This is a genomic window from Mesorhizobium sp. M8A.F.Ca.ET.057.01.1.1 (assembly GCF_003952565.1).
GTDB lineage: Bacteria > Pseudomonadota > Alphaproteobacteria > Rhizobiales > Rhizobiaceae > Mesorhizobium.
In genome coordinates this window covers 1,278,246-1,303,729 of the sequence record NZ_CP034454.1, presented here as the reverse complement: position 1 = coordinate 1,303,729, position 25,484 = coordinate 1,278,246, and the positions used below count along the sequence as shown (strand labels likewise).

The window sequence follows — 25,484 nt, the reverse complement described above, 5'->3', positions numbered from 1 at the left end:
CCTAAAATGCCGCCCCGCGCCGTTCTGATGGCTTCATCTCATCGAGAAGCGTGCGGATGACGCCGGCCATGCTCTGGTTCATGTCGTTGCGCCACAGCGCGAAGGCGACATTGGCCTCGACGAAGCCTTCGGGCGAGCCGCAATCGAAGGTGCGGCCCTGATAATGGTAGCCGTAGAACGCTTGCTGCTTTTCCAGCTTCAGCATCGCGTCGGTGAGCTGGATTTCGTTGCCGGCGCCCTTCTCCTGGCCTTCGAGAATTTTGAAGATCTCCGGCTGCAGGATGTAGCGGCCGTTGATGTAGAGGTTGGACGGCGCCGTGCCGGTCTGCGGCTTTTCCACCATCTCGGTGATGCGGAAGCCGTGATGGGTGTCTTCGCCGCGGCCGACAATGCCGTATTTGTGAGCCTCCGCCGGGTCGCATTCCTGCACGGCGATGATGTTGTTGCCGGTTTCCTCGTAGAGTTCGACCATCGCCTTCGTGCAGCTCTTTTCCGACTGCATGATCATGTCGGGCAACAACAGCGCGAACGGCTCGTCGCCGACCAGTTCGCGCGCGCACCACACGGCATGGCCGAGACCCATCGGCACCTGCTGGCGGGTGAAGCTGGTCTGGCCTGGCGCCGGCTGCAGCCGCTGCAAGCGGGCTAGCTGCTCGTCCTTGCCGCGCTGTGCCAGCGTGTCATAGAGCTCGAACTGGATATCGAAATGGTCCTCGATGACCGTCTTGTTGCGGCCGGTGACGAAGATGAAATGCTCGATGCCAGCCTCGCGCGCCTCATCGACGACATACTGGATGACCGGCCTGTCGACGACGGTCAACATTTCCTTGGGAACAGCCTTGGTGGCCGGGAGAAACCGCGTGCCGAGACCGGCGACCGGGAAAACTGCCTTGCGAACTCTCTTCATACTTTCAATTATCCGTTTGCTGGCCGGCTCCGCAATCCCGTCTCGCGACATTTTCACGCCGGAATTGAAGATTACTGGAGCGGCTGAGGGAAACTTCCACCGGTTAAAGCATTGAGGTGTCTTTTCGTTCCAGGCGACGCCTATGGTAAACTAATTCCTAACCCGGTTCGGCGATGAATGGTCTTTCCTGAGACAAAGAAGGAGGAAAAGATGTCCGTTCGCAATGCCGCAAAAATTTTCACCAGCGTCATGACGGCAGCCAGCCTCTCGCTCGCTTTGCTCATTCCCACCGGGCCGGCCTTCGCCGACGCCGGGTTCCGGCAATGGGTCGCCGGCTTCCGCGCCACCGCCGTGGCGGGCGGCGTTTCCGGCGCCGTCTACGACCAGGCCTTCAGGGGCATCAACGAGCCCGATCCGGTGGTGCTGGAAAAGGCACGCACCCAGCCCGAATTCACCGCACCCGCCTGGGATTATTTCGACAACCGGGTCCATGACCAGTCCGTCGCCGTCGGGCAGCAGATGGCGAAAAAGTGGAAGCCTTGGCTGGACAGGATCGAGGCGCGGTTCGGCGTCGACCGCTACGTTCTCCTGGCCATCTGGTCGATGGAATCGAACTATGGCGAGATCCTCAAGCGCGACGACATCATGCGCAACGTCGTGCGTTCGCTGGCGACTTTGGGTTATGGCGACCCGAAACGTTCGAAATACGCCCGCACCCAGTTGGTCGCAGCGCTGAAGATCCTGCAAACCGGGGACAGCGACGAGAGCCACCTGATGGGCTCCTGGGCGGGCGCCATGGGCCAGACCCAGTTCATTCCGACCAGCTACCAGCACTATGCCGTCGACATGGATGGTAACGGCAAGCGCGACATCTGGAATTCCATTCCCGATGCGCTGGCGACATCGGCCAACCTGCTCAAGAAGAATGGCTGGCAGGCCGGCAAGACCTGGGGCTACGAAGTCACCTTGCCGGCAGGCAAATTGCCGGGCGGATCGAAGACGCTGGCGCAATGGCAGGCGCTCGGCGTCGTCAGGGCCAACGGCAAGCCGTTCAAGACCCTTACCGACAAGGCGACGCTGAAAGTGCCGGACGGCCGTGGCGGGCCGGCCTTCCTGATGATCAGGAATTTCTCGGTCATCAAGGCCTACAACAATGCCGATAAATACGCGCTCGCCGTCGGTTTGCTTGCCGATGAGATCGCCGGCGGCAACGGCCTGGTGCAGGACTGGCAGCGGCCTTTCACCAAGCTCAGCTTCGAGGAAAGGCAGGAGTTGCAGAAGCGACTTTCCCAGCATGGCCTTTATGATGGCAAATTCGACGGCAAGATCGGTGACGGCTCGAAGACGGCCATCATGGCTTATCAGGCGAAGGTTGGCTTGACCCAGGATGGCTATCCGAGCTTGGAAGTGCTGAAATGGCTCCGGCAGAAATAAAGCCGACCACGGCGCCACGCGCTTTTTTTGCGCACAAACCCGGCGCCATGGCGCTTTGAACTTGCGCCCGGCGCCAAAAACGGCTCCGGTTTGCGGGACCAGGCACTAGGGATGGAGGAGTGATTGGTTTCGGCCGCGCGTATCGCGTTGTTTGTTCGTCGCATGCCGATCCTAACTCTGGCGATCGTCCTGCTGGCAATTGGCGTGGCCGGCGCCGTCCATGCCCCAGCCATGGCGCAGGAGCAGCCGCAGCAGAGCCGAGGCTGGTCGTTGCGCGACCTTCTGTTTCCGCGCCGCAGCGAGCGGGTCGAGCCGCCGCTGGACATCCAGCAGGCGAGACCCAAGCCGAAGAAGAAACCTCGTGCGCCTCGCCCACCCGAGGAGCCTGCGACGCCCGTGGCCGAAAAAGCGCCCGACGCCCGCACCGTCCTTGTGGTCGGCGACTTCATGGCGGCGGGCCTCGCCGAGGGTCTGGACGAAGCCTTCGCCGAGAATACCGGCGTCAGGATCGTTGTCCGCAGCAATGGCTCGTCAGGCTTCGTGCGCGATGATTTCTACAACTGGCCCGAACAGATCAAATCGCTGATCGAAACCGAGAAACCCGCCGCGGTGGTCGTCATGCTGGGTCTAACGACCGCCAGCAGATGAAGGTCGGGGACGTGCGCGAGCAGCCTCGTTCCGAAAACTGGACCAAGGAATACGAACGCCGCACCGATGAGTTCGGCAAGGCAATCGCCACCCCCAAGGTGCCTTTCCTGTGGGTCGGCATGCCGGCCTTCCGGGTGCCGAAGATGACCTCGGACATGCTGGCCTTCAACGACATCTACCACAAGGCGGCCGAAAGCCACGGCGGCGAATTCGTCGATGTCTGGGACGGCTTCGTCGACGAGAACGGGGCCTTCATCACCAACGGCCCCGACATGAACGGCCAGCCCGTGCGGCTGCGTGCCGATGACGGCATCAACGTGTCCAAGGCAGGCAAGCGCAAGCTCGCCTTCTACACCGAAAAGCCGCTGCTGAAGATCCTTGGACTGGCCGCGCCGGGAAGCGTGGCACCGACGACGGCGCCGGCAGGCGCACCGGTCGAGGCACCCGCTCCGGCGGCCGCCCCCATCGTCATCGATCGCACCCAGCCCATGCTGCTCAGCGATCCCGCGCTCGACGGCGGCACCGAATTGCTCGGCGCCGCCCCACTGCCGAAGGCCGATCCAGCTCTTCCCGGGGAAAGACTGGTGATCGAGGGCAAGGCGCCGGAAGCGTCGCCCGGACGCGCCGACGACTTTTCCTGGCCGCCGAAGGCAAGTCCGGCAACAGCGGCGGCGGCCGCCGATACCACGACGGCGATCACCCCTTAGCGCGGCAGGACGGTCGTCCCCATCAGCGCCTCGTCGATCGAGCGTGCCGCCTGGCGGCCTTCGCGGATGGCCCAGACGACCAGCGACTGGCCACGGCGCACGTCGCCCGCCGCGTAGAGCCGGTCGACGCTGGTCCTGTAGTCGCGGTCATTGGCCTCGACATTCCTGGAACGGCGGCTGTCGGTGGTGATCTTCATCTCACCTTCCAGTTCCGCCGCAACGCCTGCCGTCGCCGGTCCGGCAAAGCCGATGGCGATGAAGGCGAGATCGGCGCGGATGACGAATTCGGTGCCGGCGATCGGCTTGCGCTTCTCGTCGACCTCGCAGCACTTGACGCCGGTAAGCTGGCCCTCTTCGCCGATGAATTCGAGCGTCGCCACCTGGAATTCGCGTTCGGCGCCCTCGGCCTGCGAGGACGAGGTGCGCATCTTGGTCGCCCAGTAGGGCCAGACGGCGAGCTTATCTTCCTTCTCGGGCGGCTGCGGGCGGATGTCGAGCTGGGTGACGCGCACGGCGCCCTGGCGGAAGGCGGTGCCGACGCAGTCGGAGGCGGTATCGCCACCACCGACGACGACGACATGCTGGCCGCCGGCGATGATCGGATGCGACGGCCATGCCACGGACTGGATCGGCTCACCGCCGACGCGGCGGTTCTGCTGCACCAGGTAGGGCATCGCGTCATGCACACCGCCGAGATCGTCGCCGGGAATACCGGCGGCGCGCGGCGTTTCCGAACCGCCGCAATAGAGCACGGCATCATGGTCGGCGAGGAGTTCAGCCACGGGCTTGTCGACGCCGACATTGACGCCGCAATGGAAGGTCACGCCCTCGCCCTGCATCTGTTCGATGCGCCGGTCGATATAGTGCTTCTCGATCTTGAAGTCGGGAATGCCGTAACGCATCAGCCCGCCTGGCCGGCTCTCGCGCTCATAGACATGCACGTCGTGGCCGGCGCGGCCAAGCTGCTGGGCAGCCGCCATGCCGGCCGGCCCGGAGCCGATGATGGCGACCCGCTTGCCGGTCTTCTTCTCCGGCGGGTAGGGCCGGATGTGGCCGGTCTCATAGGCCTTGTCCGCGATCGCCTGCTCCACCGTCTTGATGGCGACAGGAATGTCCTCGAGGTTCAGCGTGCAGGCTTCCTCGCAAGGTGCCGGACAGATGCGGCCGGTGAACTCCGGGAAGTTGTTGGTCGAGTGCAGGTTGCGGATCGCGTTGTCCCAGTCCCTGTTGTAGACGAGGTCGTTCCAGTCGGGGATCTGGTTGTGGATCGGGCAGCCGGTCGGCCCGTGACAGAACGGAATGCCGCAATCCATGCAGCGCGCGGCCTGTTTCTCGACCTCCTTGTCCGACATCGGCAGCGTGAATTCGCGGAAATGCCGGATGCGGTCGGAGGCCGGCTGGTACTTGTGCACCTGCCGGTCGATTTCGAGAAAGCCTGTTACCTTGCCCATAGTCCAGTTCCTGCTGTCCAGATGGTGCGGTTTTCGCCGCACCCGTTAACCTCTTGAGGCAGCCATGGCAACCTTGAGCCCGAGGTCAAACTTGTCGATGAAGGGAGCCGGGAAGCCTGGGCTCCCCGGCAATTCTCAAAAATCTATTCGGCCGCGACGCCCATGCGCATGCGTTCCATCTCGATCAGCGCGCGGCGGTATTCGACCGGCATGATCTTGCGGAATTTCGGCCGGAACGTCGCCCAGTTGTCCAGGATCTCGCGGCCGCGCACCGAACCCGTATAGTGCACGTGGTTCGAGATCAGCTGGTAGAGCCGTTCCTCGTCATGGCTGGTCATGTCGCCGGAGACGTCGACGCGGCCCTTGTGGTCGAGGTCGCCGCCATGGTGCAGCAGCTTTTCCATCAGGTCGTCTTCTTCCGGAACCGGCTCCAACTCGACCATGGCCATGTTGCAGCGCTCGGCGAAATCGCCCGCCTCGTCCAGCACATAGGCGACGCCGCCCGACATGCCGGCGGCAAAGTTGCGGCCGGTCTTGCCGATGACCACGACGACACCGCCCGTCATATATTCGCAGCCATGGTCGCCAACGCCTTCGACGACGGCGGCCACGCCCGAATTGCGCACCGCGAAGCGCTCGCCGGCAACGCCGGCGAAATAGGCCTCGCCCTCGGTCGCGCCATAGAGCACGGTATTGCCGACGATAATGGAATCGGCCGCCACGATCCTAGCTTCTTGCGGCGGCCGGATGACGATGCGGCCGCCCGACAGGCCCTTGCCGACATAGTCGTTGCCGGCACCGACCAACTCGAAGGAAACGCCGCGCGCCAGGAAGGCGCCGAAGGACTGGCCGGCGGTTCCTGTGAGCTTGACCTGGATCGTGTCCTCGCGCAGCCCCTTGTGCTTGAAGCGCTTGGCCACCTCACCCGACAGCATGGCGCCCGTCGAACGGTCGACATTGCGGATGTCGACTTCGATCTTGACCGGTTGCTTCGCCTCCAATGCAGGCTTCGCCAGTTCGATCAGCTTGCGGTCGAGCACGTCGTCGATCGGGTGCTTCTGCCGCTCGGTCCAATGCACTGCTTCATGCGGCGCATCGGGCTTGTAGAACATCTTCGAGAAATCGAGCCCGCGCGCCTTCCAGTGCTTGATCACGTCGCGCTTTTCCAGAAGGTCGGCGTCGCCGATGATCTGGTCGATATGGGTAAAGCCCATTTCAGCGAGCAGCGCCCGCACCTCTTCCGCCACGTAGAAGAAGAAGTTGATGACATGCTCGGGCGTACCCTTGAAGCGCTTGCGCAGCACCGGGTCCTGCGTCGCCACACCGACCGGACAGGTGTTGAGATGGCACTTGCGCATCATGATGCAGCCGGCCGCGATCAGCGGCGCGGTCGAGAAGCCGAACTCGTCGGCGCCGAGCAGCGCGCCGATGATGACGTCGCGCCCGGTGCGCAGGCCGCCATCGACCTGCAGCGCCACGCGTGAGCGCAGGCCGTTCAACACCAGCGTCTGATGCGTCTCGGCGAGACCCATCTCCCACGGGCTGCCGGCATGCTTGAGCGAGGTCAGCGGCGATGCACCAGTGCCGCCATCGTAGCCCGAGATCGTGATGTGGTCGGCGCGCGCCTTGGCGACGCCGGCGGCAACCGTGCCGACACCGACTTCCGACACCAGCTTGACCGACACGTCGGCGGCCGGATTGACGTTCTTCAGATCGTAGATCAGCTGCGCCAGATCCTCGATCGAATAGATGTCGTGGTGCGGCGGCGGTGAGATCAGGCCGACGCCCGGCGTCGAGTGCCTCACCTTGGCAATGGTCGCGTCGACCTTGTGGCCGGGCAATTGGCCGCCCTCGCCGGGCTTGGCGCCTTGCGCCACCTTGATCTGCATGACATCGGAATTGACGAGATACTCGGCCGTCACCCCGAACCGGCCCGAGGCGACCTGCTTGATCGCCGAGCGTTCCGGGTTCTTGCCGCCGCCAGGCGGCGGCAGATAGCGATCGGCCTCTTCTCCGCCCTCGCCCGTGTTCGACTTGCCGCCGATCTGGTTCATGGCGCGCGCCAGCGTGGTGTGCGCTTCCCTGGAGATCGAACCGAACGACATCGCCCCGGTCGAGAAGCGCTTGACGATGTCGGCCGCCGGCATGACGTCGTCGAGCGCGACCTTCTTGCGCCCGCTCTCATCCGCCAGCTTGATCTTGAACAGGCCGCGTATGGTCTGGGCGCGAGCCGTCTCGCTGTCGATCTGCGCCGAATACTCCTTGAACGTGTCCCACGAACCCTGGCGCACGGCGTGCTGCAAGGTGGCAACCGCGTCGGGCGACCACATATGCGCCTCGCCGCGCATGCGGAACAGATATTCGCCGCCGACTTCCAGGCTGTTGCGCAGCACCGGATCGCTACCGAAGCCGTCTGTGTGGCGGCTGACGGTTTCACCTGCGACCTCATCAAGTCCAACGCCTTCGATCAGCGTCGCGGTGCCGGTAAAGTACTGCTGCACGAAATCGGTCTTCAGCCCGATGGCGTCGAAGATCTGCGCGCCGCAATAGGACTGATAGGTCGAGATGCCCATCTTGGACATCACCTTGAGAATGCCCTTGCCGATCGACTTGATGTAGCGCGACACCACTTCATAGGCGTCTACCTCTTCCGGCAGCTCGCCGCGCTTGTGCATGTCGAGCAGCGTGTCGAAAGCGAGATAGGGGTTGATCGCTTCCGCGCCATAGCCGGCAAGGCAGCAGAAATGATGCACCTCACGCGGCTCGCCCGATTCGACGACCAGGCCGACCGCGGTGCGCAGGCCCTTGCGGATCAGATGGTGGTGCACGGCGGCCGTCGCCAGCAGTGCCGGAATGGCGATGCGGTCCGGTCCGAGCTGGCGATCGGAAAGGATGATGATGTTGTAGCCGCCGGCGACCGCTGCTTCGGCCCGCTCGCACAGACGTTCGACGGCGCCCTGCATGCCGGCCGCGCCTTCGCTCGACCCATAGGTGATGTCGATCGTCTTGGTGTCGAAACGGTCCTCGGTGTGGCCGATGGAGCGGATCTTTTCGAGATCGCCATTGGTCAGGATCGGCTGGCGCACCTCGAGCCGCTTGCGGCGCGAATTGCCGACCAGGTCGAAGATGTTCGGCCGCGGTCCGATGAAGGACACCAGGCTCATTACCAGCTCCTCGCGGATCGGGTCGATCGGCGGATTGGTGACCTGGGCGAAATTCTGCTTGAAATAGGTGTAGAGCAGCTTCGACTTGTCCGACATCGCCGAGATCGGCGTGTCGGTGCCCATCGAGCCCACCGCTTCCTGGCCGGTGGTCGCCATCGGCGACATCAACAGCTTGGTGTCTTCCTGGGTGTAGCCGAACGCCTGCTGGCGATCGAGCAGGCTGACGTCCTTGCGCAGCGCGCGCGGCTCCACCGGCTTCAAATCTTCCAGGATGAGCTGCGTGTTGGAGAGCCAGGTCTTGTAGGGGTGCCTGGTCGCGATCTCCGACTTGATCTCCTCGTCGGGGACGATGCGGCCCTTGGCCAGGTCGATCAGAAGCATGCGGCCGGGCTGCAGCCGCCACTTCTGCACGATCTTCTCCTCCGGCACCGGCAGCACGCCGGCTTCCGAAGCCATGATGACGCGGTCGTCATCGGTGACGATGTAGCGTGCCGGACGCAATCCGTTGCGGTCGAGCGTGGCGCCAATCTGGCGGCCATCGGTGAAGGCGACTGCTGCCGGCCCATCCCACGGCTCCATCAACGCCGCATGATACTCGTAGAAAGCCTTGCGGTCGGCATCCATGAGCTTGTTGCCCGCCCAGGCTTCCGGGATCAGCATCATCATGGCGTGGCTCAAGCTGTAGCCGCCCTGGAAAAGGAACTCGAGCGCATTGTCGAAGCACGCGGTATCCGACTGGCCGTCATAGGAGATCGGCCAGAGCTTCGAGATGTTGTTGCCGAACAGTTCGGAATCGACCGACGCCTGGCGCGCCGCCATCCAGTTGTTGTTGCCGCGCACCGTGTTGATCTCGCCATTGTGGGCGACCATGCGGTAGGGATGCGCCAGCTTCCACGACGGGAAGGTGTTGGTCGAGAAGCGCTGGTGGACGAGGATCAGCGCGGTTTCGAAACGCGGGTCCTTGAGGTCCTTGTAGTAGGCGCCGACCTGATAGGCCAGGAACATGCCTTTGTAGACGATGGTGCGCGCCGACAGCGATACGCAATAGGCGCCGACATCCTTGTTGTCGTTCTCGGCGTAGATGCGACCGGAGATGACCTTGCGCAGCAGATAGAGCCTGGCCTCGTATTCCTCGTCATCGGTGATATCGGCCGTGCGGCCGATGAAGACCTGGCGGTGGAACGGCTCGGACGCGACGATGTCAGGCGCCTTGGACAGCGACGAATTGTCGACCGGCACGTCACGGAATCCGAGCAGCGGCAGCCCCTCGGACTGCGCCGATTCGGCGATGATCTCTTCGATATGGGCACGAAGGATGGCATCCTGCGGCATGAACCAGTGTCCGACGCCATACTGACCGACCGGTGGCAGTTCGATACCTCGGGCCGCCATCTCCTCACGGAAAAAAAGATCCGGAAGCTGCACCAGCACGCCGGCCCCGTCGCCGACCAGCGGATCGGCACCGACGGCGCCGCGATGCGTCAGGTTCTCGAGCACGGCAAGCCCGTCCTTGACGATCTGATGCGACTTCACGCCCTTCATGTTGACGATGAAGCCGACGCCGCAGGCGTCATGCTCGTTGCGCGGATCGTAGAGACCCTGAGGGGTGAGGCCGCCGGTAGTCGCGCGATTTTTGATGGAGGTATTTTTGACGGCGGCCGCTTTCGTCTGCGCGGCCTGGCCGTTCGTCGCAGAGAGCGTCAATTCCGTCATCGTTCTATCCTCCGTTCCGCGCCACTTGGCATGGCCTGCGGGCGCTGGTTTGCCTTGGCGAGCACTTGGGCTCGCCCCTTCATTCTTGCGGCACGTCTTGCGAAATCGCCGAACCAAGCGGCGCGCCGCAGGTTCACATCCGGTATCGTACAGGCCAGAGCTGGTCCGTCCACCTGTCGCTCGCGGCAAAAGCCGGAGTGGCCCAAACGATACGCCAATCCAGCCAGTTTTGTGCGACAAAATAAGACAGCACTACTGTCCTAAATTTTTATGACAGAAATCCAGAACCCACACAAGACCGATTCACAAAAAACTTGGCCGCATCGCGACACAAAATTTCGTGAGGCAGCCGAAAAACGTAAGCTTCGGTCTCTGAAGGCCGCCGCCAGCCCGACACTGGCTTTACCCGTTTTCTGGTGGCTGGCTCTTGCGGGCGGGTCATGAAACCGGTCAAGGTCCCCGGCGATTTTCCCAACACAGGCAGACGCATGTTCTTCGCTTCCGACAATTGGGCAGGCGCCCACCCAAGCATTGCAGCCGGCCTCTCGGCTCATACCGCCGGCTTTTCGACCGCCTACGGCGACGGTGCGCTCGACCAGGCCGTCTACCAGCGCTTCAGCGAGATTTTCGAACGCGAGGTGGCCGTATTCTTCGTGGCGACCGGCACAGCCGCCAATTCGCTGTCGCTGACGACCTATAACAAGCCAGGCGGCATTTCCTTCGCCCACCGCGAATCGCATGTCATCGAAGATGAATGCGGCGCGCCGGAATATTTTTCAGGCGGCGCGCGACTGCACGCGGTCGACGGCGCGCTGGGCAAGATCGAACCACACAATCTGGACAGGGCGATCGGCCGTTTCGCCGGCGAGGTGGTCCATTGGGGCCGGCCGATGGCCGTTTCGATCACCCAGTCGACCGAGGTCGGCACAATCTATGGCCTGGACGAGATCGAAGCGATCTCGGCGATCGCCAAGCACCATTCCGTGCCGCTGCACATGGACGGCGCCCGCTTTGCCAATGCGCTGGCCGCGCTCGACACCACGCCAGCCGAAATGACCTGGAAACGCGGCGTCGACATCCTGTCCTTCGGCGGCACCAAGAACGGCTGCTGGTGCGCCGAGGCGATCGTGCTGTTCGATCTCGACCGCGCCAAGGAATTGGCCTTTCTGCGCAAGCGAGCGGCACAGCTGTTTTCGAAGTCGCGTTTCGTCGCGGCGCAGTTCGAAGCCTATTTCAAGGACCGGCTGTGGCTCGACACCGCAAGGCATGCCAACGCCATGGCAGCGCGGCTGGCAGCAGCTATCGAGGATTCGGCCACGGCCAAACTAGCGTGGCTGCCGCAGGCCAACGAAGTCTTCGCTGTGATCAAGAAAACGCAAGCCGAGAAACTGCAGGCGGCCGGCGCGGCCTTCTACGACTGGCACAGGCCGCACGGCTTCGACGGTCATATCGGCGAGGACGAGCTGCTCTATCGCTTCGTCACCAGTTTTGCGACGACCCCGGAGGAAGTCGACCGCTTTGGCCAGTTGATCGCCGGCTAACCGGTGTCCCCGGCAACAAAAAAGCGGCGCCTTTCGGCGCCGCTTCCGTCTCGGGAGACTTCAAAGCAATTCCAGGAAAAGTGTGAAGCGGTTTTCCGTCCGGAATTGCGCTGAACAGATATTACGCAGCGGTCTTGGCCTCGATTTGCTTGGCCTTGGCCGGAGCCGAGGTGATCGCGATCTTGCGCGGCTTCAGCTCTTCGGGAATGTTGCGCTTGAGGTCGACGAAGAGCAGGCCGTTCTTCAGCGCGGCACCGACGACTTCAACGTGATCGGCAAGCTGGAAGCGGCGCTCGAAGGCCCTGGAGGCGATGCCGCGATAGAGCAGCTCCGAACCTTCGCCGGTGCCCTCGTCCTTGCGCTCACCCTTTACGGTCAGCACGTTGCGGTGGGCTTCGATCGAGATCTCGTCATCCGAGAAGCCGGCAACCGCCATCGAGATGCGGTAGGAATCCTCACCGGTGCGCTCGATGTTGTAGGGCGGGTAGGTCTGCGCGCCATCGGGCTGCGCGAGGGAATCCAGCATCGTGAAGAGACGGTCGAAGCCGACGGTCGAACGATAAAGCGGGGAAAAATCAACGTGACGCATGAGGTGTTCTCCTGTTGAGCAACATGGTTGCGTATGGCCGGTGCGAAACCCGTGAGCGGCGTTTCGGGAAGACCAGCGGCCCCGACATTGGCGGCCGCAAACCACATCTGGGGAGCGCTCGAAAGCATTTCAAGTTTCGTTTGACGGGAAAAGAGTGAGGCGGCCAGCCTTTTGATGAACGGCAGATGAACCGGCGCTTCGGCGTCCGTTCAGACAGCCGCCGCTAAAGTGGCCCTCAAGATCAAGGATTGGCGGCGCCGGTTTTCCAGAGGTGCCGCATCGAGGCCGAACCGGGTGTTAACGTCCCTTCCTCCCGGATCGACAGGGGCCGGAAGCGCGCTCAAAGCCGCTTCCGGCCTTCCCCGTTGCGGTCCTCCATGAGCCGGATTTGCTTTGCTTTTGATGTATTGGCGTCTATCACCTTGACGAGGCCAGCCGCGACAGCTGGCGCGCAAAGACGCCGAGCACAAAGCGCCGAATGACGGATCTTTTCCACGACACCCCCCTTTTTCACGAAGTTGAAGGCAATCCGCGGCCGGAAAACGCCACAGGCGGCTTTTTCACCACGCGCGACGGCAAGAAGATACGTTATGGCCTGTTCGCAGCGGTGACGCGTCCACTGCGCGGCACCGTGGTGCTGCTTGGCGGCCGCAACGAGTGCATCGAGAAATATTTCGAGACCATCCGCGACCTTGCCGCGCGCGGCTTCGGTGTCGCCACCCTCGACTGGCGCGGCCAGGGCGATTCCGACCGGTTGATCCGGGATCGTCAGCGCGGCTATGTCAGGTCGTTCCGCGACTATACGGCCGACCTGGAGCAGTTCTTCGAGGAGATCGTGCTGCCGGACTGCCGTGGACCCTACTACATCCTTGCCCATTCCGCCGGAGCAGTGATCACGCTGCTTGCCGCGCCGTCGATGGTGAACCGCGTGCGGCGCATGGTGCTGATCGCGCCATTCCTGACATTGCCCGATCTGCCGGTCTCGATAGGGACGGTGCGCCGGGTCTGTTCGCTTTTCTGCGCCCTGGGACTCGGCAGGCTCTATGCCGCCTGGGGTCCACGGCCGAGACACACCCTGCCCTTCGAAGCCAACAAGGTGACGTCGGATCCACGGCGCTATCGCCGCAACACCCGCATCTATGAAGAATATCCGCAACTGGCGCTTGGCGGGCCGACGATCCGCTGGCTGCAGGCGGCGGCGAAGGCGTCGGAAGCCATCAGCGACCCCGACTTCATGGCCCGCATCCAGGTACCTCTGCTGATCATCGCCGCCGGCGCCGACCAGGTCGTCTCGACAAAGGCGGTGGAAAAATACGCCAGAAATCTGAGACTCGGATCGCTGTTGATGATCGACGGGGCCAAGCACGAAATCCTGCAGGAAGTCGACCTCTACCGCGAGCAATTCCTCGCCGCCTTCGACGCCTTCGTCCCCGGCTCGGACGACCCGACGGCCTGACGGCCCTCCGCAGCGCCTCCCACAGGCCGGCATAGCTGACACCCCGTTGTCGGGAAGGAGGCGCCGGCCAGGCCCCCTGTACGCAAACTGCTAAAGATTCTGACAGCCCGCGGCCGCTCCGGAATGCTCATCTGCATGCGTCGAATTGAACGCCATGGAGATGAGATCATGACCGAGAAAACCTGCGCCGCCTGCGATTGCCAACTGGACGCCAACCCGATCCGCGTGAAGGTCGGCGGCAAGACCGTCGAGGTCTGCTGCGAGGAATGCGCGCAGGCGCTGAACGAAGCCGGCGCCTCGGCGGCCGGCACGGGCGAGGATTGAGCGATGCGCCCCGATCACACAACCGTGCACCGCCTTTCCGGACGGACGCCGGCAGTCCGCGCCGCGACCGCCAAGCAGTCCTTGCGTGCCCACTGCATTGCGGTGGCAAGATGGTTCGGTCGCCAGATGGAGAAACGAAGGAGCCGCCTTGCCTTGCTCGAAATGAGCGACGAACAGCTCAAGGACACCGGTCTTTCGCGTGGCCAGGCCTATGCGGAATTCAGGCGCCGCTAAGCGCCTGTCGAAAGTCTCCTGACAGGACTGGGCAGTTCGCTTGCGTAAAGTGCTCTCCGCAATTCCGGGTTCGTTTTCCGGCGCGGGGAAGAGCGCAACGGCCATGTCGCAATTCACGGTACAGCCGCTTCTCGACACCGGCACCGTCAGGGTGAGGGACGTCGTCTGCAGTGGCGAGTGCCGGCACAGGAGCGATGAAGAATGCACCGCGGCCATGCATCTGGTGTTTCCCTATCGCGGTGTCTTCGTGCGCCATGTCGGCCGCAACGACGCGGTGGCGGAAGCCAATCAACTGCTGTTCTTCAATGAAGCCGAGCCTTATCAGGTCAGCCATCCCATCGAGGGCGGCGACGCCTGCCTCGACCTCGTCATCGAGGAGGGTCAATTGCGGGAGCTGGCGCCGAAGGATCAGCTTCGCTCCGGCGGCACGCTGGCGTTTCGTCGTCAGTGCCGGCGCATCGACGCGCGCGCGCAGGCGCTGGTGGCGCTGCTGCGCCACAGCCTGAGCCGCAAGGTCGCCGAAACGCTGGAGGCCGAGACACTCGCCCTGACACTGGTGCGGCGCTCGCTTGGCGAGCGCACCTCGCATGTCGCGGGCGCCAGCCCGGCCGGCAGAAGCTGGTCGACCGCGCCAAGCTCGTGCTGTCGTCGGACCTGTCACGGCGCTGGACGCTGGCCGGGATCGCCGTCGAGGTCGGCGTTTCGCCGGTCTACCTGACGCAGGTGTTCCAGCAGGTCGAAGCCATGCCGCTCTACCGCTATCATCTGCGCCTGCGGCTGGCGCGTGCGCTTGACCTGCTTGGCCGTTACGACAATCTGACCACGCTGGGCATGGATCTCGGCTTCTCCAGCCACGGCCATTTCAGCGCGGCGTTCAAGCAGGTCTACGGGCGTACGCCAGCGGAATTCCAGCGTTCGATACGGTCGCGCTGACCGTAGGTGATGTCAGCCGCGCAGGGCAGCCATGGCGGCGGCATGAAGCTCCGGTGTCGCCGCCGCCAGCACATCGCCGCCATTCTCCGCCGGCCCACCGTCGAAAGTGGTGACGACACCACCGGCCTTCTCGATGATCGGGATGAGCGCGACGATGTCGTAAGGCTTCAGGCCGGGATCCGTGACGATGTCGACACTGCCCGAAGCGATCATGGCGAAGGCATAGCAGTCGGCGCCGTAGCGGGCGAGTTGGACCTGTTTCTCGAACGCGTCATAGCGCGTGCGCGCTTCGCCCTTGAACAGGGCCGGCGTGGTGGTGAACAGCGTCGCCTCATCGAGTTTTGTCGTCTTGCGGGTCGACAGTTTTCGCGGACCGCCCGGTCCCTCGTAATGCGAGCCGGACTCATTGGCGTAGAACAGCTCGCCGGTGAAGGGCTGCGCCATCATGCCGGCGACCGCATCGCCGTCGACCGTCAACCCGACCAGCGTCCCCCACACCGGCAGGCCGGAGATGAAGGCGCGCGTGCCGTCGATCGGATCGATAACCCAGACATGCCGGCTGGAGATGTTCTCGCTGCCGTGCTCTTCGCCCAGGATACCGTGGTCGGGATACTCAGCCGATATCAATGCCCGGATGGCGCGCTCGGCCTCGCGATCGGCCTCGGTGACCGGATCGAAACTGCCCTTTTCCTTGTTGGCGACCGCGCCCTGGGCGCGAAAGCGCGGCAAGGTCTCAGCCGCTGCCGCTTGCGCGATGCGGCGCATGAAATCGATGCTGATGTCCAACTGATTCTCCCGCATTGCAGCATGCCTGGACTGTCGTTTGCCGCCACTCTCGCGCCAAGACAAGGGTGTTCGAGAATTTTCCGGCAGCGACACCTGTTGCTGAAATGTCACGTTTCTGTCAACGAAACGCAATTTCCACATCACTCTGAATTAAAAAAGCCTGAACGTCGCTTGACATTTGTGCGCTGCACAATACCCTCAACCTCGGACAGGGTTTCCTGTCCATGCCCTCCTTGGGCGTTTCCTCCCTAGACTTCGACCGTATCGTGCAAACGATGCGGTCTTTTTTTCAGCCGCCGCTCCCGAGCGTGCCGCCCAAAACCACACAAAGGGTGTTCGGGCAGTGGCACGCATGGGACAAGGCGTGATCTTCACTCCGCGGCCAGCGGCAGGTCGATGAAATGGTGGTCCGGCATCGCCATCAGGTCGGCTGAAAATCGCGTCAGATCGTCGGCCAGCGCGTCGAAGCCGGCGGCTTTCTCGAATGTCCGCTCATTCATGTAGAGCCCGCGATTGACCTCGATCTGCAGCGCATGCAGATGACGCGCCGGGCGACCGTAATGTTCCGTGATGAAACCACCGGCATAAGGCTTGTTGTGAGCAACGGTATAGCCCATCGCGGTCAATAGGCCGATCGCGGTTTCGGTCAGGGCCGCGGTGGCCGATATGCCGAAACGGTCGCCGATGATGAAATCCGGCCGCAGCCCGTTGTCGCCGACACGGATGCTCGCCGGCATCGAATGGCAGTCGATCAGCACGGCAAAGCCGAAACGGGCGTGGGTCCGGGTCAAAAGCCGCTTCAGCGTTTCGTGATAGGGCTTGTAGACGGCTTCGATGCGGGCAACCGCCTCGGCGAGCGGCAAGCGGCCAGCATAGATGTCGAGCCCCTCGCCCACCAGCTTCGGCACGGTGCCAAGCCCGCCGGCCACGCGCGCGGAGCGGATGTTGCAGAAGGACGGCACCGGCTCGGCGAACATGCGCGGGTCGAGTTCCCAGGGCTCGCGGTTGACATCGAGATAGGCACGCGGAAAATTTGCCGCCAGCATCGGCGCACCCAGTGCCACGGCGCCGCCGAACAGCTCGTCGACATAGCAATCCTCCGAGCGGCGGATGGCGTTGCGATCGAGCCTTGCCATGGCAAGGAAGCGTTCGGGATAGTAGCGGCCGCTATGCGGTGAATTGAAGAGGAAGGGGACGCGCTGCTCGGCGCCCGACCGGATTTCGAAGGGTGGAAAGACCGAAAAATCCTCGGCTGCCGTCTTCAATTTGAACGAACCCGAAAACACCAGTGCATCATGGCATGAAACTGCCACCTTGCTGGCCGCATGTCCAGCATTTCGGCGGTCGTGCCGCTGGGCAAATGTGGGACAAGCGCGTCCGTGTTCACTTGATGTTTACTCTCACCTCCTCATATACAGGATGGTTAACGGGCCTGCCCCACGGCAGTCTCGGCGGGTGATTCGGACGGGACAACATGGCACGCATTCTTCTGGCGGAAGACGACGACGATATGCGTCGGTTCCTCGTCAAGGCGCTGGAGCGCGCCGGTTATCAGGTCAGCGATTTCGACAACGGCGCCAGCGCCTATGAGCGGCTGCGCGAGGAACCGTTCTCGCTGCTCCTGACCGACATCGTCATGCCGGAGATGGACGGCATCGAATTGGCACGCCGCGCCACCGAGATCGACCCCGACCTCAAGGTCATGTTCATCACCGGTTTCGCCGCCGTCGCGCTGAACCCGGATTCCAAGGCGCCGAAAGACGCCAAGGTGCTGTCCAAGCCCTTCCACCTGCGCGACCTCGTCAACGAGGTCGAGAAGATGCTGCACGCGGCCTGAGCCGCCTTCCGCAAGCCGCCGGGGTCAGTCCACAGCCGCGGCGAGACGACGTGTTTTTCCTCTTTTCCTGCTATTGACGCGCCGGACCAAAAATGGTGTATGCGCGGCTTCGGATGGGCGTGTAGCTCAGCGGGAGAGCACTGCATTGACATTGCAGGGGTCACAGGTTCAATCCCTGTCACGCCCACCATCCAGATCCAAGCCAGCTAGGTCGAAGAGATAGGGCAGAAGGCCTGGCCGCTGCTGCGTGCCCTGATTCCCCCGCTGCCCTATTCCCTCATCGAATCATTGCGGTGTCGGATCAGGGGTATTCCCAGGCCTGTCAGCGAGTTTTGCGAAGGGTCAAGCCACAACACTCAAGTTGGCGGCACACGGCCCACCTGTGTGCCACTCAGACGCCCGCGACGGCGCAGAGGCTCTTCATCCTAGCAACCGCTATCTCTGGATCGGCCAGCAATCCAGCCTGATCGGCAAGGCGGAAGACTTCCGCATAATGGCGGATGCCGCGCGCCGACTGCATGCCTCCGACCATCGCGAAATGGTCCTGATGGCCGTTCAGCCAAGCCATGAAGACAATGCCGGCCTTGTAATATTCGGTCGGCGCCTCGAAGATTTTTCGCGACAGCGGCACGGTCGGCGCCATCAGCGTGTCATAGCCGGCACGGTCACCGTCAGCCAGCTTCGCCAGCGCCGCATTGGCAACCGGCGCGATCGCGTCGAAAATGCCGAGCAGCGCGTGCGAGTGGCGCTTGCCGTCTCCGGCGATCAGTTCGGGATAATTGAAGTCGTCGCCCGTGAACATCACCACGCCGTCCGGCAGCCGGTTCCTGAGCGCCACCTCCTTGCCGGCATCGAGCAGCGATATCTTGATGCCCTCGACCTTGCCGGCATGGCGCTCGATGATGGCGACCACCGTATCGAGTGTGGTCTCGAAATCGTCGCTGCCCCAATAGCCTTTCAAGGCCGGATCGAACATGTCGCCCAGCCAGTGCAGGATGACCTTGCCGGAGGCCTGGCCCAGTATGCGGTCGTAGACCAAGGCATAGTCGTCCGGGCCCTTGGCGACGGCGGCCAGCGCGCGGCTGGCCATCATGATCGCCTTGCCGCCCTGTCCTTCGATAAACGCGAACTGCTCCTCATAGGCGGCGATCACATCATCCAGTGTCCTGGCCGACGCCGGCGGCAGATGGTCGGTTCCGGCGCCCGAGGCGAGATCGGCGTCAGCGACGGTCCTCGCCTCCGCGATTGAACGGCGGATCAATTCCCTGGCGCTCGCCCAATCGAAACCCATGCCGCGCTGCGACGTGTCCATCGCCTCGGCGATGCGGAAGCCGAGCCGCCAAAGATGATGGCGAAACGCCATCGTCCTGTCCCAGTCGACAACCGGTCGCGACCATGGATCGGTCATTTCCAGGGGATCGGCGACGACATGCGCGGCGGCATAGGCGATGCGCGGGAACCGCGCGCCGATCACCGGCTGGACCGGCTGTCCGACAAGCGCGTAACCGGTGCTGCGGCCACTCGCGCCGGGCAAGGCAATGTCCATCGATCTCTCCGTTTTCGGCGTTTATTAAATGGAACGTTCCAATAAATCAAGAACCTTTAAGATTCGAAAGTGACTCGCCGGCCAATGCTGCGTTGCAACACAGGAAGCCTTGCACGGCATATCGTTGGACCACGTATGATCGTCCTGGTTTGATTGAGAAAAATCTCGATTGACTCACCCATGGAGCAGACATTAGAACGTTCCAATAAATTCGATTGAGAAAGCCGGGAGGAGATATCTGGATGGCCAGCCGCGCCAAGGCGACGATCTTCGACATCGCCCGCGAGGCAGGCGTGTCCAAATCGACGGTGTCGCTCGTGCTCCAGGGCAGCGGGCTGATCCGCCCCGAGACCGCGGTCAAGGTTCGCAAGGCGATCGAGGATGTCGGCTATGTCTACAACCGCGGCGCCGCCAATCTGCGCAAGGCCCATTCCAACGTCATCGGCATGGTCATCAACGATCTCACCAATCCGTTCTTCGCTGAACTGGCAGTGGGCATGGAGCGCGTCTTCCAGTCGGCCGGCATCGTGCCGTTCATCGCCAACACGGCGGAGAACCCGGTGCGCCAGGAAGAAGTGTTGAAATCGCTGATGGAGCAAGGCGTCGCCGGCCTCATCGTCTCGCCGGCGCGCGGCACCACGCCCGGTGCCTTCCGGCGACTGGAGATGGCGGGCGTGCCGGTCGTCTTCGCCATGCGCCGCTTGCCGGAAAGCCGTATCCCGGTGATCACGCCCGACAATCATCGTGGCGCCTATCTCGCCACCGCTCATCTCGTCGGCAAGGGGCATCGCCGCCTGGCCTTCTTCGGCGGCTCGTCCGACCTCATCGTCTATCATGAGCGCTTGGGCGGCTTTCGCGAAGCCTGCGAAACGCTTGGCATAGACCCCCGCGACGCGCTCATCATCGAGGGCGAGACAAATCGCAAGGGCGGCATGGCCTGCCTGGAGACGTCGCTCGCAATGGTCGAGCCGCCAACGGCGGCGCTCTGCTTCAACGATGCCGTCGCCTTTGGCGTCATGCTGGCGCTGCGCAAGCGCGGACTTGAGCCGGGCGCGGATTTCGCCGTCGTCGGCTTCGACGATGTGGTCGAGGCCGAACATTACATGCCGGCGCTGACCAGCGTCGCGGTGGACTCCGCCGGTCTCGGCGAACGCGCGGCCCACGTCATGATCAAGATGATCCAGTCACGCACCACGCGCGCCGAGGACCATATCGGCGCCGTCAATCTCGTGGTCAGGGAAAGCTGCGGCCCAGATCGCCGCACACGAAACAGGCCAGCCGCAACGGGAGCCGCGAGATGAGCGTGAAATGGGGGCTGATCGGCGCCAGCACGATCGCCAGGCAATTCATGATCGACGCCATTCGCGCGCAAGCCGATGGCGAGATCACGGCTGTGATGAGTTCAAGCGCGGAACGCGCCGCGGCCTATGCAAGGGAAAATGGCATTCCCGCCTCGGTATCAAATCTCGATGCCTTGCTCGGGTCCGACATCGACGCCGTCTACATCTCGACAACCAACGAACTGCACCTCGAACAAGCACTCGCCGCGATAGAGGCAGGAAAGCATGTGCTGTGTGAAAAGCCGCTGGCGCTGACCAGCGCCGACGCGCGTAGAATGGTCGCCGCGGCCAAAGCCGCGGGCATCGTGCTCGGCACCAATCATCATCTGCGCAACGCCGGCGCGCACCGTGTAATGCGCGAGGCGATTGCCGCCCGCCGCATCGGCCGGCCCATTGCCGCGCGGGTCTTCCATTCCGTCTACCTGCCCGAGAACCTGCAGGGTTGGCGCATTGCCAGGCCCGAGGCCGGCGGCGGCGCGGTGCTCGACATCACCGTGCACGATGCCGACACGCTGCGCTTCGTGCTTGGCGACGATCCGGTCGAGGTTTCCGCTTTCACGCAATCAGCCGGCATGGCCGGCAGCGGGCTGGAAGACGGCGCCATGTGCCTCTGGCGCTTCAAGTCGGGCCTCATCGCGCAATCGCATGAAGGCTTCACCACCAGGTTTGCCGACACCGGTTTCGAGGTGCACGGCTCGGAGGGTTCGCTGATCGCCCGCAATGTCATGACGCAGAAACCAGTCGGCACGGTGACGCTCCGCACCGCGGAAAGCGAGGGAGAATTGAGCTTCGACCGCGAGAACCTCTACGTCAGGTCGGTGGGCCGGTTCCATGCCGCGATCCGTGGCGAGGACCAGCCCTCCGCCACCGGCGAGGACGGCATCTGGTCGCTCACAGCGGCCGAGGCGGCATTGCAATCGGCCAATTCCGGCAAGGCCGTCAAGATCGACCCGAAATTCGGGAGCATGAATTGAGCAAGGTCGTTTCATCGGCGCAGGCAGCCAGCCTGATCAAGGACGGCATGGTCGTCTCGGTGTCCTCGTCGAGCGGTCTTGGCTGTCCCGACGCCGTACTCGCCGCCATCGGCGAACGCTTCGACAGCGAGGGCCATCCGAAGGACATCACCACGCTGCATCCCATCGCCGCCGGCGACATGTATGGCATCAAGGGCATCGACCATCTGGCGAAGCCTGGCCTGTTGAAGCGCACGCTTTGCGGCTCCTATCCGTCCGGCCCCTCCTCCGCCGAACCGCCGCAGATCTGGAAGATGATAGGCAACAATTCCGTAGCCGCCTATAACGTGCCGTCCGGCATCCTGTTCGACATGCACCGCGAGGCCGCCGCCAAGCGGCCGGGCGTGCTGACCAAGGTCGGCCTCGACACTTTCGCCGACCCGCGCCACCAGGGCTGCGCCATGAACGCCGCCGCCGGCGAGCCGATCGTCTCGGTACAGCAGTTCGACGGCGAGGAATGGCTCTATTTCCGCGCCATCGTGCCGCAAGTCTCGATCATCCGCGCCACCACGGCGGACGAGCGCGGCAACCTGACCTACGAGCATGAGGGCGCCTATCTCGGTGGGCTGGAACAGGCGCTCGCCGCCCGCAACAATGGCGGCATCGTCATCGCACAGGTAAAGCGCGTCGTCGAAAACGGCACGCTGAAGCCGCATGATGTGCGCGTGCCCGGCGTGCTGGTTGACCATATCGTCGTCGCCCCGGACCAGTTGCAGACGACGCTGACGCCTTACGATCCGGCCATTTCGGGTGAAATTTTCCGGCCGCTGTCGAGCTTCCGCAATGCCGAGATGAACGTCCAGAAGGTGATCGCGCGCCGCGTCGCCATGGAGCTGCGCGACGGCATGGCCGTCAACATCGGCTTCGGCATCTCGGCCAACGTGCCGCGCATTCTTTTGGAGGAAGGCCAGCACGGCAAGGTCACCTGGGTGATCGAACAGGGTGCCGTCGGCGGCGTGCCGCTGCTCGACTTCAAGTTCGGCTGCGCCTCCAATGCCGAGGCGATCATGCCCTCGCCGCACCAGTTCATTTATTTCCAGGCCGGCGGCTTCGACGCTTCGCTGCTCTCCTTCCTGCAGATCGACCGCCACGGCTCGGTCAACGTCTCGAAACTTTCGGCGCGGCCGCATGTCACCGCCGGCGCCGGCGGCTTTGTCGACATCACGTCGCGGGCGAAGAAGATTGTTTTCTCTGGCTTCTTCAACGCCGGGGCAAAGCTCTCGCTGGCCGATGGCGGCATTCGCATCGATGCGGAGGGCAAGGTCAAGAAGATCGTCAACGAGGTCGAGCATATCTCCTTCTCGGGCAAGCGTGCAGTCGCGCAGGGACAGGACATCACCTATGTCACCGAGCGCTGCGTGATGAAGCTGACGCCCGATGGGCTGATGGTGACGGAACTGGCGCCGGGCATCGACCTCGAGCGCGATGTGCTGGCACAGGCCGAGATCCCGCTCAACGTAGCCAACGACCTCAAGATGACGCCGGCCGCGCTCTACCAGGATCGGCCGATTGGCCTCTCGCTCAATGGCGGCGCCTCGCTCGGAGGCGCGCATGGCTGAGAGCCTCGTTACCTTCGAGCAGGATGGTGGGATCGGCATCGTCACCTTGCGCCGACCCGAAAAGTTCAACGCGCTCGACATCCCGATGCTGCGCGCGCTGGAAGCGGCGCTCGATGAGGCGGAAAGCGCCCAAGGTGTCCGCGCCGTCCTCATATGCGGCGAAGGCAAGGGATTTTGCGCTGGCGGCGATGTCGAGGCCTGGGGTGGCATGAGTGCTGCCGATTTCCAGGTGCAATGGGTGCGCTACGGCCACCGTGTCTTCGACCGGCTAGCACGGCTGCGGCAGCCGACCATCGCCGTTCTGTCTGGTCATGCGCTCGGCGGCGGACTGGAGCTGGCTGTCGCTTGCGATTTTCGCGTCGCGGAAGCGCACATCAAGCTCGGCTTCCCCGAGACCTCGATCGGCGTCGTCCCCGGCTGGTCCGGCACGCAACGCGCGGTGCGCCGCTTCGGCGCCCAGACTGTGCGCCGTATGGCTGTCGGTGGCGAGATTGTTCTGGCGGCTGAAGCGCTCGTGCTTGCCATCGTCGACCGCGTCGTCGAAACCGGCAAAGCGTTAGACGAAGCCAAGGCCTGGGCTGGAAAGATCGCCGAACGCGGCCCGCTGGCGACCGAAGCCGCCAAGCTGATGATCGCCATTGCCGAAGGCGAGGAAAGCGCTGCCGCGACGGAAGCCCTGGCCAGCGGCTTCATAGCGCTCACCGGGGATATCAAGGCCGGCGTCGGCTCCTTCAAGACCAAGCAGAAGCCCGTGTTTTCGCGTTCCTAGGACAGAGTGGAAATCACATGAATGCACCTCTGAAGATTTCCATGCCCGCCGAGGCTTCCGCCGCGCCCAAGGCATACAAGCTGCTGATCGACGGCAAGCATGTCGATGCCCGCGACGGCCGCATGCTGGAACGCAAGAGCCCCGGCCACGGCTTCACCGTTTCACACTATGCTCAGGCAAGTGCTGCCGAAGTGGAAGCCGCGACGCAGGCCGCACATAGGGCGTTCGAGACCGGTCCCTGGCCGCGCATGAAAGCGGCCGAGCGCGCCGCTATCCTGCTCAAGGCGGCCGACCTGATCGAGGTGCGACTGGAAGACATCGCCCGCCTCGATGCGCTGGAATCCGGCAAGCCGATCGCCCAGGCGCGCGGCGAGATCGGTGGCGCCGTCGACATCTGGCGCTATGCCGCCTCGCTTGCCCGCACGCTGCACGGCGAGAGCTACGCCAATCTCGGGGACGCCATGCTGGGCGTCGTGCTGCGCGAACCGATCGGCGTCGTCTCGATCATCACGCCGTGGAATTTCCCGTTCCTCATCGTCAGCCAGAAACTGCCTTTCGCGCTGGCCGCCGGCTGTACGGCCGTGGTCAAGCCGAGCGAGATGACGTCGGCCTCGACCTTCGTGCTCGGCGACATCCTGATGGAGGCCGGCCTGCCCTCCGGCGTCGTCAACATCCTCGCCGGTCTCGGTGCCGATGTCGGCGCGCCAATGGTCAGCCATCCGCTGGTCGAGATGGTGTCGTTCACCGGTTCCACCCGCGTCGGCAAGATGACCATGGCGTCGGCCGCGCAGTCGCTGAAGAAAGTCTCGATGGAACTCGGCGGCAAGAACGGCCAGATCGTCTTCCCCGATGCCGATCTTGAAGCGGCCGCCGATGCAGCAGTGTTCGGCGGATTCTTCAACGCCGGCGAATGCTGCAATGCCGGCAGCCGGCTGATTGTCCATGAGGCGATCGCCGACGATTTTCTGGCCGCCGTAAAGGCCCTTACCGCCAAGGTGACGGTTGGCGATCCGCTCGACGACAGGACCAAGGTCGGCGCGATGATTTCATCCGACCATCTGGCCAAGGTGAGCGATTACGTCGCGGCCGCCGCGAGTGAGGGCGGCAGCATCTACAGCGGCGGCGGGCAACTGCCTTCGAATGCCGGCCAATATCTCGATCCGACGATCTTACGCAACGTCACCGAAAACATGGCCGTCGCCCGTGAGGAAGTGTTCGGACCAGTGCTCTCGGTGCTGACTTTTGAAACGATTGAAAAGGCGTTGCACATCGCCAACGACACGCCCTATGGTCTGTCGGCGGGTGTGTGGAGCGCCAGCATCGACACCTGCATGTCGGTGGCGCGGGGCGTGCGTTCGGGGACGGTCTGGGTGAACACGTTCATGGAAGGTTATCCAGAACTGCCGTTCGGCGGCTACAAGCAGTCGGGCCTGGGCCGCGAACTCGGCAAGCGCGCCGTCGAGGACTATACTGAGGAAAAGACAATCCAGTTTCATCGCGGCCAGCGCACCGGTTGGTGGGTCGGCTGAGTTG

The 25,484-nt window shown here is 63.4% G+C and carries 18 protein-coding genes, 1 tRNA gene and 2 pseudogenes; 14 read left to right on the top strand and 7 right to left on the bottom strand.

The genetic code is table 11. The annotated features are described in order from the left end of the window. Nucleotide 1 precedes the first annotated feature (1 nt). Nucleotides 2–916 (bottom strand): UTP--glucose-1-phosphate uridylyltransferase GalU, encoded by a 915-nt coding sequence (gene galU, locus EJ077_RS05755; protein ID WP_208702914.1) that lies wholly within the window; start codon nucleotides 914–916, stop codon nucleotides 2–4. A gap of 201 nt (nucleotides 917–1,117) precedes the next feature. Here galU and EJ077_RS05750 point away from each other — a divergent pair, with 201 nt between their 5' ends. Together EJ077_RS05750 and EJ077_RS05745 are read left to right on the top strand one after the other, a co-directional pair. Continuing rightward, nucleotides 1,118–2,341 (top strand): lytic murein transglycosylase, encoded by a 1,224-nt coding sequence (locus EJ077_RS05750; protein ID WP_208700320.1) that lies wholly within the window; start codon nucleotides 1,118–1,120, stop codon nucleotides 2,339–2,341. A 123-nt stretch (nucleotides 2,342–2,464) separates the two neighbouring features. Next, nucleotides 2,465–3,696, top strand: a pseudogene (locus EJ077_RS05745) (SGNH family hydrolase). On the opposite strand, the gene EJ077_RS05740 reads toward EJ077_RS05745, so the two are convergent. Then, nucleotides 3,693–5,147, bottom strand: a complete 1,455-nt coding sequence (locus EJ077_RS05740; RefSeq protein WP_208700318.1) for a glutamate synthase subunit beta — start codon at nucleotides 5,145–5,147, stop codon at nucleotides 3,693–3,695. The pseudogene EJ077_RS05745 and the gene EJ077_RS05740 sit on opposite strands and share 4 nt — an antisense overlap. A gap of 143 nt (nucleotides 5,148–5,290) precedes the next feature. Beyond that, nucleotides 5,291–10,024 carry a glutamate synthase large subunit gene (gene gltB / locus EJ077_RS05735; RefSeq protein ID WP_208700316.1) on the bottom strand — a complete coding sequence of 1,578 codons (4,734 nt, stop codon included), beginning with the start codon at nucleotides 10,022–10,024 and terminating at the stop codon, nucleotides 5,291–5,293. 488 nt (nucleotides 10,025–10,512) lie between these two features. On the opposite strand from gltB, the gene EJ077_RS05730 reads away from it, so the two are divergent. Next, a complete protein-coding gene (locus EJ077_RS05730) occupies nucleotides 10,513–11,565 on the top strand; it encodes a threonine aldolase family protein (RefSeq protein ID WP_208702913.1) in 1,053 nt (350 codons plus the stop codon). Between the two features lie 121 nt (nucleotides 11,566–11,686). On the opposite strand, the gene EJ077_RS05725 is transcribed toward EJ077_RS05730, so the two are convergent. Continuing rightward, nucleotides 11,687–12,154 carry an Hsp20 family protein gene (locus tag EJ077_RS05725; RefSeq protein WP_027142918.1) on the bottom strand — a complete coding sequence of 156 codons (468 nt, stop codon included), beginning with the start codon at nucleotides 12,152–12,154 and terminating at the stop codon, nucleotides 11,687–11,689. A gap of 478 nt (nucleotides 12,155–12,632) precedes the next feature. On the opposite strand from EJ077_RS05725, the gene EJ077_RS05720 reads away from it, so the two are divergent. The 4 genes and pseudogenes from EJ077_RS05720 to EJ077_RS05705 all read left to right on the top strand — a co-directional run bounded on the left by EJ077_RS05720 (nucleotide 12,633) and on the right by EJ077_RS05705 (nucleotide 15,101). Next, nucleotides 12,633–13,610, top strand: a complete 978-nt coding sequence (locus EJ077_RS05720) for an alpha/beta fold hydrolase (protein WP_208700314.1) — start codon at nucleotides 12,633–12,635, stop codon at nucleotides 13,608–13,610. Between the two features lie 168 nt (nucleotides 13,611–13,778). After that, a complete protein-coding gene (locus tag EJ077_RS05715) occupies nucleotides 13,779–13,934 on the top strand; it encodes a hypothetical protein (RefSeq protein WP_167531297.1) in 156 nt (51 codons plus the stop codon). 3 nt (nucleotides 13,935–13,937) lie between these two features. Beyond that, nucleotides 13,938–14,168, top strand: a complete 231-nt coding sequence (locus EJ077_RS05710) for a DUF1127 domain-containing protein (protein WP_208700312.1) — start codon at nucleotides 13,938–13,940, stop codon at nucleotides 14,166–14,168. 103 nt (nucleotides 14,169–14,271) lie between these two features. Further along, nucleotides 14,272–15,101, top strand: a pseudogene (locus tag EJ077_RS05705) (helix-turn-helix domain-containing protein). 12 nt (nucleotides 15,102–15,113) lie between these two features. On the opposite strand, the gene hisN reads toward EJ077_RS05705, so the two are convergent. Both hisN and EJ077_RS05695 read right to left on the bottom strand, forming a co-directional pair. Next, nucleotides 15,114–15,887, bottom strand: a complete 774-nt coding sequence (hisN, locus tag EJ077_RS05700; protein ID WP_208700310.1) for a histidinol-phosphatase — start codon at nucleotides 15,885–15,887, stop codon at nucleotides 15,114–15,116. A 371-nt stretch (nucleotides 15,888–16,258) separates the two neighbouring features. Beyond that, nucleotides 16,259–17,200: an N-formylglutamate amidohydrolase gene (locus EJ077_RS05695; RefSeq protein WP_127869910.1), complete on the bottom strand. Its 942-nt coding sequence runs from the start codon at nucleotides 17,198–17,200 to the stop codon at nucleotides 16,259–16,261. 161 nt (nucleotides 17,201–17,361) lie between these two features. On the opposite strand from EJ077_RS05695, the gene cpdR reads away from it, so the two are divergent. Further along, nucleotides 17,362–17,724 carry a cell cycle two-component system response regulator CpdR gene (gene cpdR / locus EJ077_RS05690; protein ID WP_010911372.1) on the top strand — a complete coding sequence of 121 codons (363 nt, stop codon included), beginning with the start codon at nucleotides 17,362–17,364 and terminating at the stop codon, nucleotides 17,722–17,724. Between the two features lie 115 nt (nucleotides 17,725–17,839). Next, nucleotides 17,840–17,914: transfer RNA gene (locus EJ077_RS05685), tRNA-Val, on the top strand. A gap of 201 nt (nucleotides 17,915–18,115) precedes the next feature. On the opposite strand, the gene EJ077_RS05680 is transcribed toward EJ077_RS05685, so the two are convergent. Next, nucleotides 18,116–19,270 (bottom strand): dihydrodipicolinate synthase family protein, encoded by a 1,155-nt coding sequence (locus EJ077_RS05680; RefSeq protein WP_208700308.1) that lies wholly within the window; start codon nucleotides 19,268–19,270, stop codon nucleotides 18,116–18,118. A gap of 242 nt (nucleotides 19,271–19,512) precedes the next feature. Between EJ077_RS05680 and EJ077_RS05675 the strand changes: the two genes are divergently transcribed. Genes EJ077_RS05675 through EJ077_RS05655 form a run of 5 tightly spaced genes read left to right on the top strand, consistent with a single transcriptional unit; the run spans nucleotide 19,513 to nucleotide 25,480 of the window. After that, the gene (locus tag EJ077_RS05675) at nucleotides 19,513–20,571 is read left to right on the top strand and encodes a LacI family DNA-binding transcriptional regulator (RefSeq protein ID WP_208700306.1); all 1,059 of its coding nucleotides are present in this window, start codon (nucleotides 19,513–19,515) and stop codon (nucleotides 20,569–20,571) included. After that, on the top strand, nucleotides 20,568–21,584 hold the full coding sequence (locus EJ077_RS05670) for a Gfo/Idh/MocA family protein (RefSeq protein ID WP_208700304.1): 1,017 nt from the start codon (nucleotides 20,568–20,570) through the stop codon (nucleotides 21,582–21,584). The genes EJ077_RS05675 and EJ077_RS05670 overlap by 4 nt, the downstream gene beginning before the upstream one ends. After that, nucleotides 21,581–23,182 (top strand): acyl CoA:acetate/3-ketoacid CoA transferase, encoded by a 1,602-nt coding sequence (locus tag EJ077_RS05665; protein WP_208700302.1) that lies wholly within the window; start codon nucleotides 21,581–21,583, stop codon nucleotides 23,180–23,182. The genes EJ077_RS05670 and EJ077_RS05665 overlap by 4 nt, the downstream gene beginning before the upstream one ends. Further along, on the top strand, nucleotides 23,175–23,951 hold the full coding sequence (locus EJ077_RS05660; protein WP_208700300.1) for an enoyl-CoA hydratase/isomerase family protein: 777 nt from the start codon (nucleotides 23,175–23,177) through the stop codon (nucleotides 23,949–23,951). Before EJ077_RS05665 ends, EJ077_RS05660 begins: the two co-directional genes overlap by 8 nt. A gap of 17 nt (nucleotides 23,952–23,968) precedes the next feature. Then, nucleotides 23,969–25,480: an aldehyde dehydrogenase family protein gene (locus EJ077_RS05655; protein ID WP_208700298.1), complete on the top strand. Its 1,512-nt coding sequence runs from the start codon at nucleotides 23,969–23,971 to the stop codon at nucleotides 25,478–25,480. Nucleotides 25,481–25,484: the final 4 nt, after the last annotated feature.

Coding starts and splice junctions, on each gene's coding strand:
- EJ077_RS05750 (WP_208700320.1), top strand. CDS start 1,118: ATGTCCGTTCGCAATGCCGCAAAAATTTTCACCAGCGTCATGACGGCA.
- EJ077_RS05740 (WP_208700318.1), bottom strand. CDS start 5,147: ATGGGCAAGGTAACAGGCTTTCTCGAAATCGACCGGCAGGTGCACAAG.
- gltB (WP_208700316.1), bottom strand. CDS start 10,024: ATGACGGAATTGACGCTCTCTGCGACGAACGGCCAGGCCGCGCAGACG.
- EJ077_RS05730 (WP_208702913.1), top strand. CDS start 10,513: ATGTTCTTCGCTTCCGACAATTGGGCAGGCGCCCACCCAAGCATTGCA.
- EJ077_RS05725 (WP_027142918.1), bottom strand. CDS start 12,154: ATGCGTCACGTTGATTTTTCCCCGCTTTATCGTTCGACCGTCGGCTTC.
- EJ077_RS05720 (WP_208700314.1), top strand. CDS start 12,633: ATGACGGATCTTTTCCACGACACCCCCCTTTTTCACGAAGTTGAAGGC.
- EJ077_RS05715 (WP_167531297.1), top strand. CDS start 13,779: ATGACCGAGAAAACCTGCGCCGCCTGCGATTGCCAACTGGACGCCAAC.
- EJ077_RS05710 (WP_208700312.1), top strand. CDS start 13,938: ATGCGCCCCGATCACACAACCGTGCACCGCCTTTCCGGACGGACGCCG.
- cpdR (WP_010911372.1), top strand. CDS start 17,362: ATGGCACGCATTCTTCTGGCGGAAGACGACGACGATATGCGTCGGTTC.
- EJ077_RS05680 (WP_208700308.1), bottom strand. CDS start 19,270: ATGGACATTGCCTTGCCCGGCGCGAGTGGCCGCAGCACCGGTTACGCG.
- EJ077_RS05675 (WP_208700306.1), top strand. CDS start 19,513: ATGGCCAGCCGCGCCAAGGCGACGATCTTCGACATCGCCCGCGAGGCA.
- EJ077_RS05670 (WP_208700304.1), top strand. CDS start 20,568: ATGAGCGTGAAATGGGGGCTGATCGGCGCCAGCACGATCGCCAGGCAA.
- EJ077_RS05660 (WP_208700300.1), top strand. CDS start 23,175: ATGGCTGAGAGCCTCGTTACCTTCGAGCAGGATGGTGGGATCGGCATC.
- EJ077_RS05655 (WP_208700298.1), top strand. CDS start 23,969: ATGAATGCACCTCTGAAGATTTCCATGCCCGCCGAGGCTTCCGCCGCG.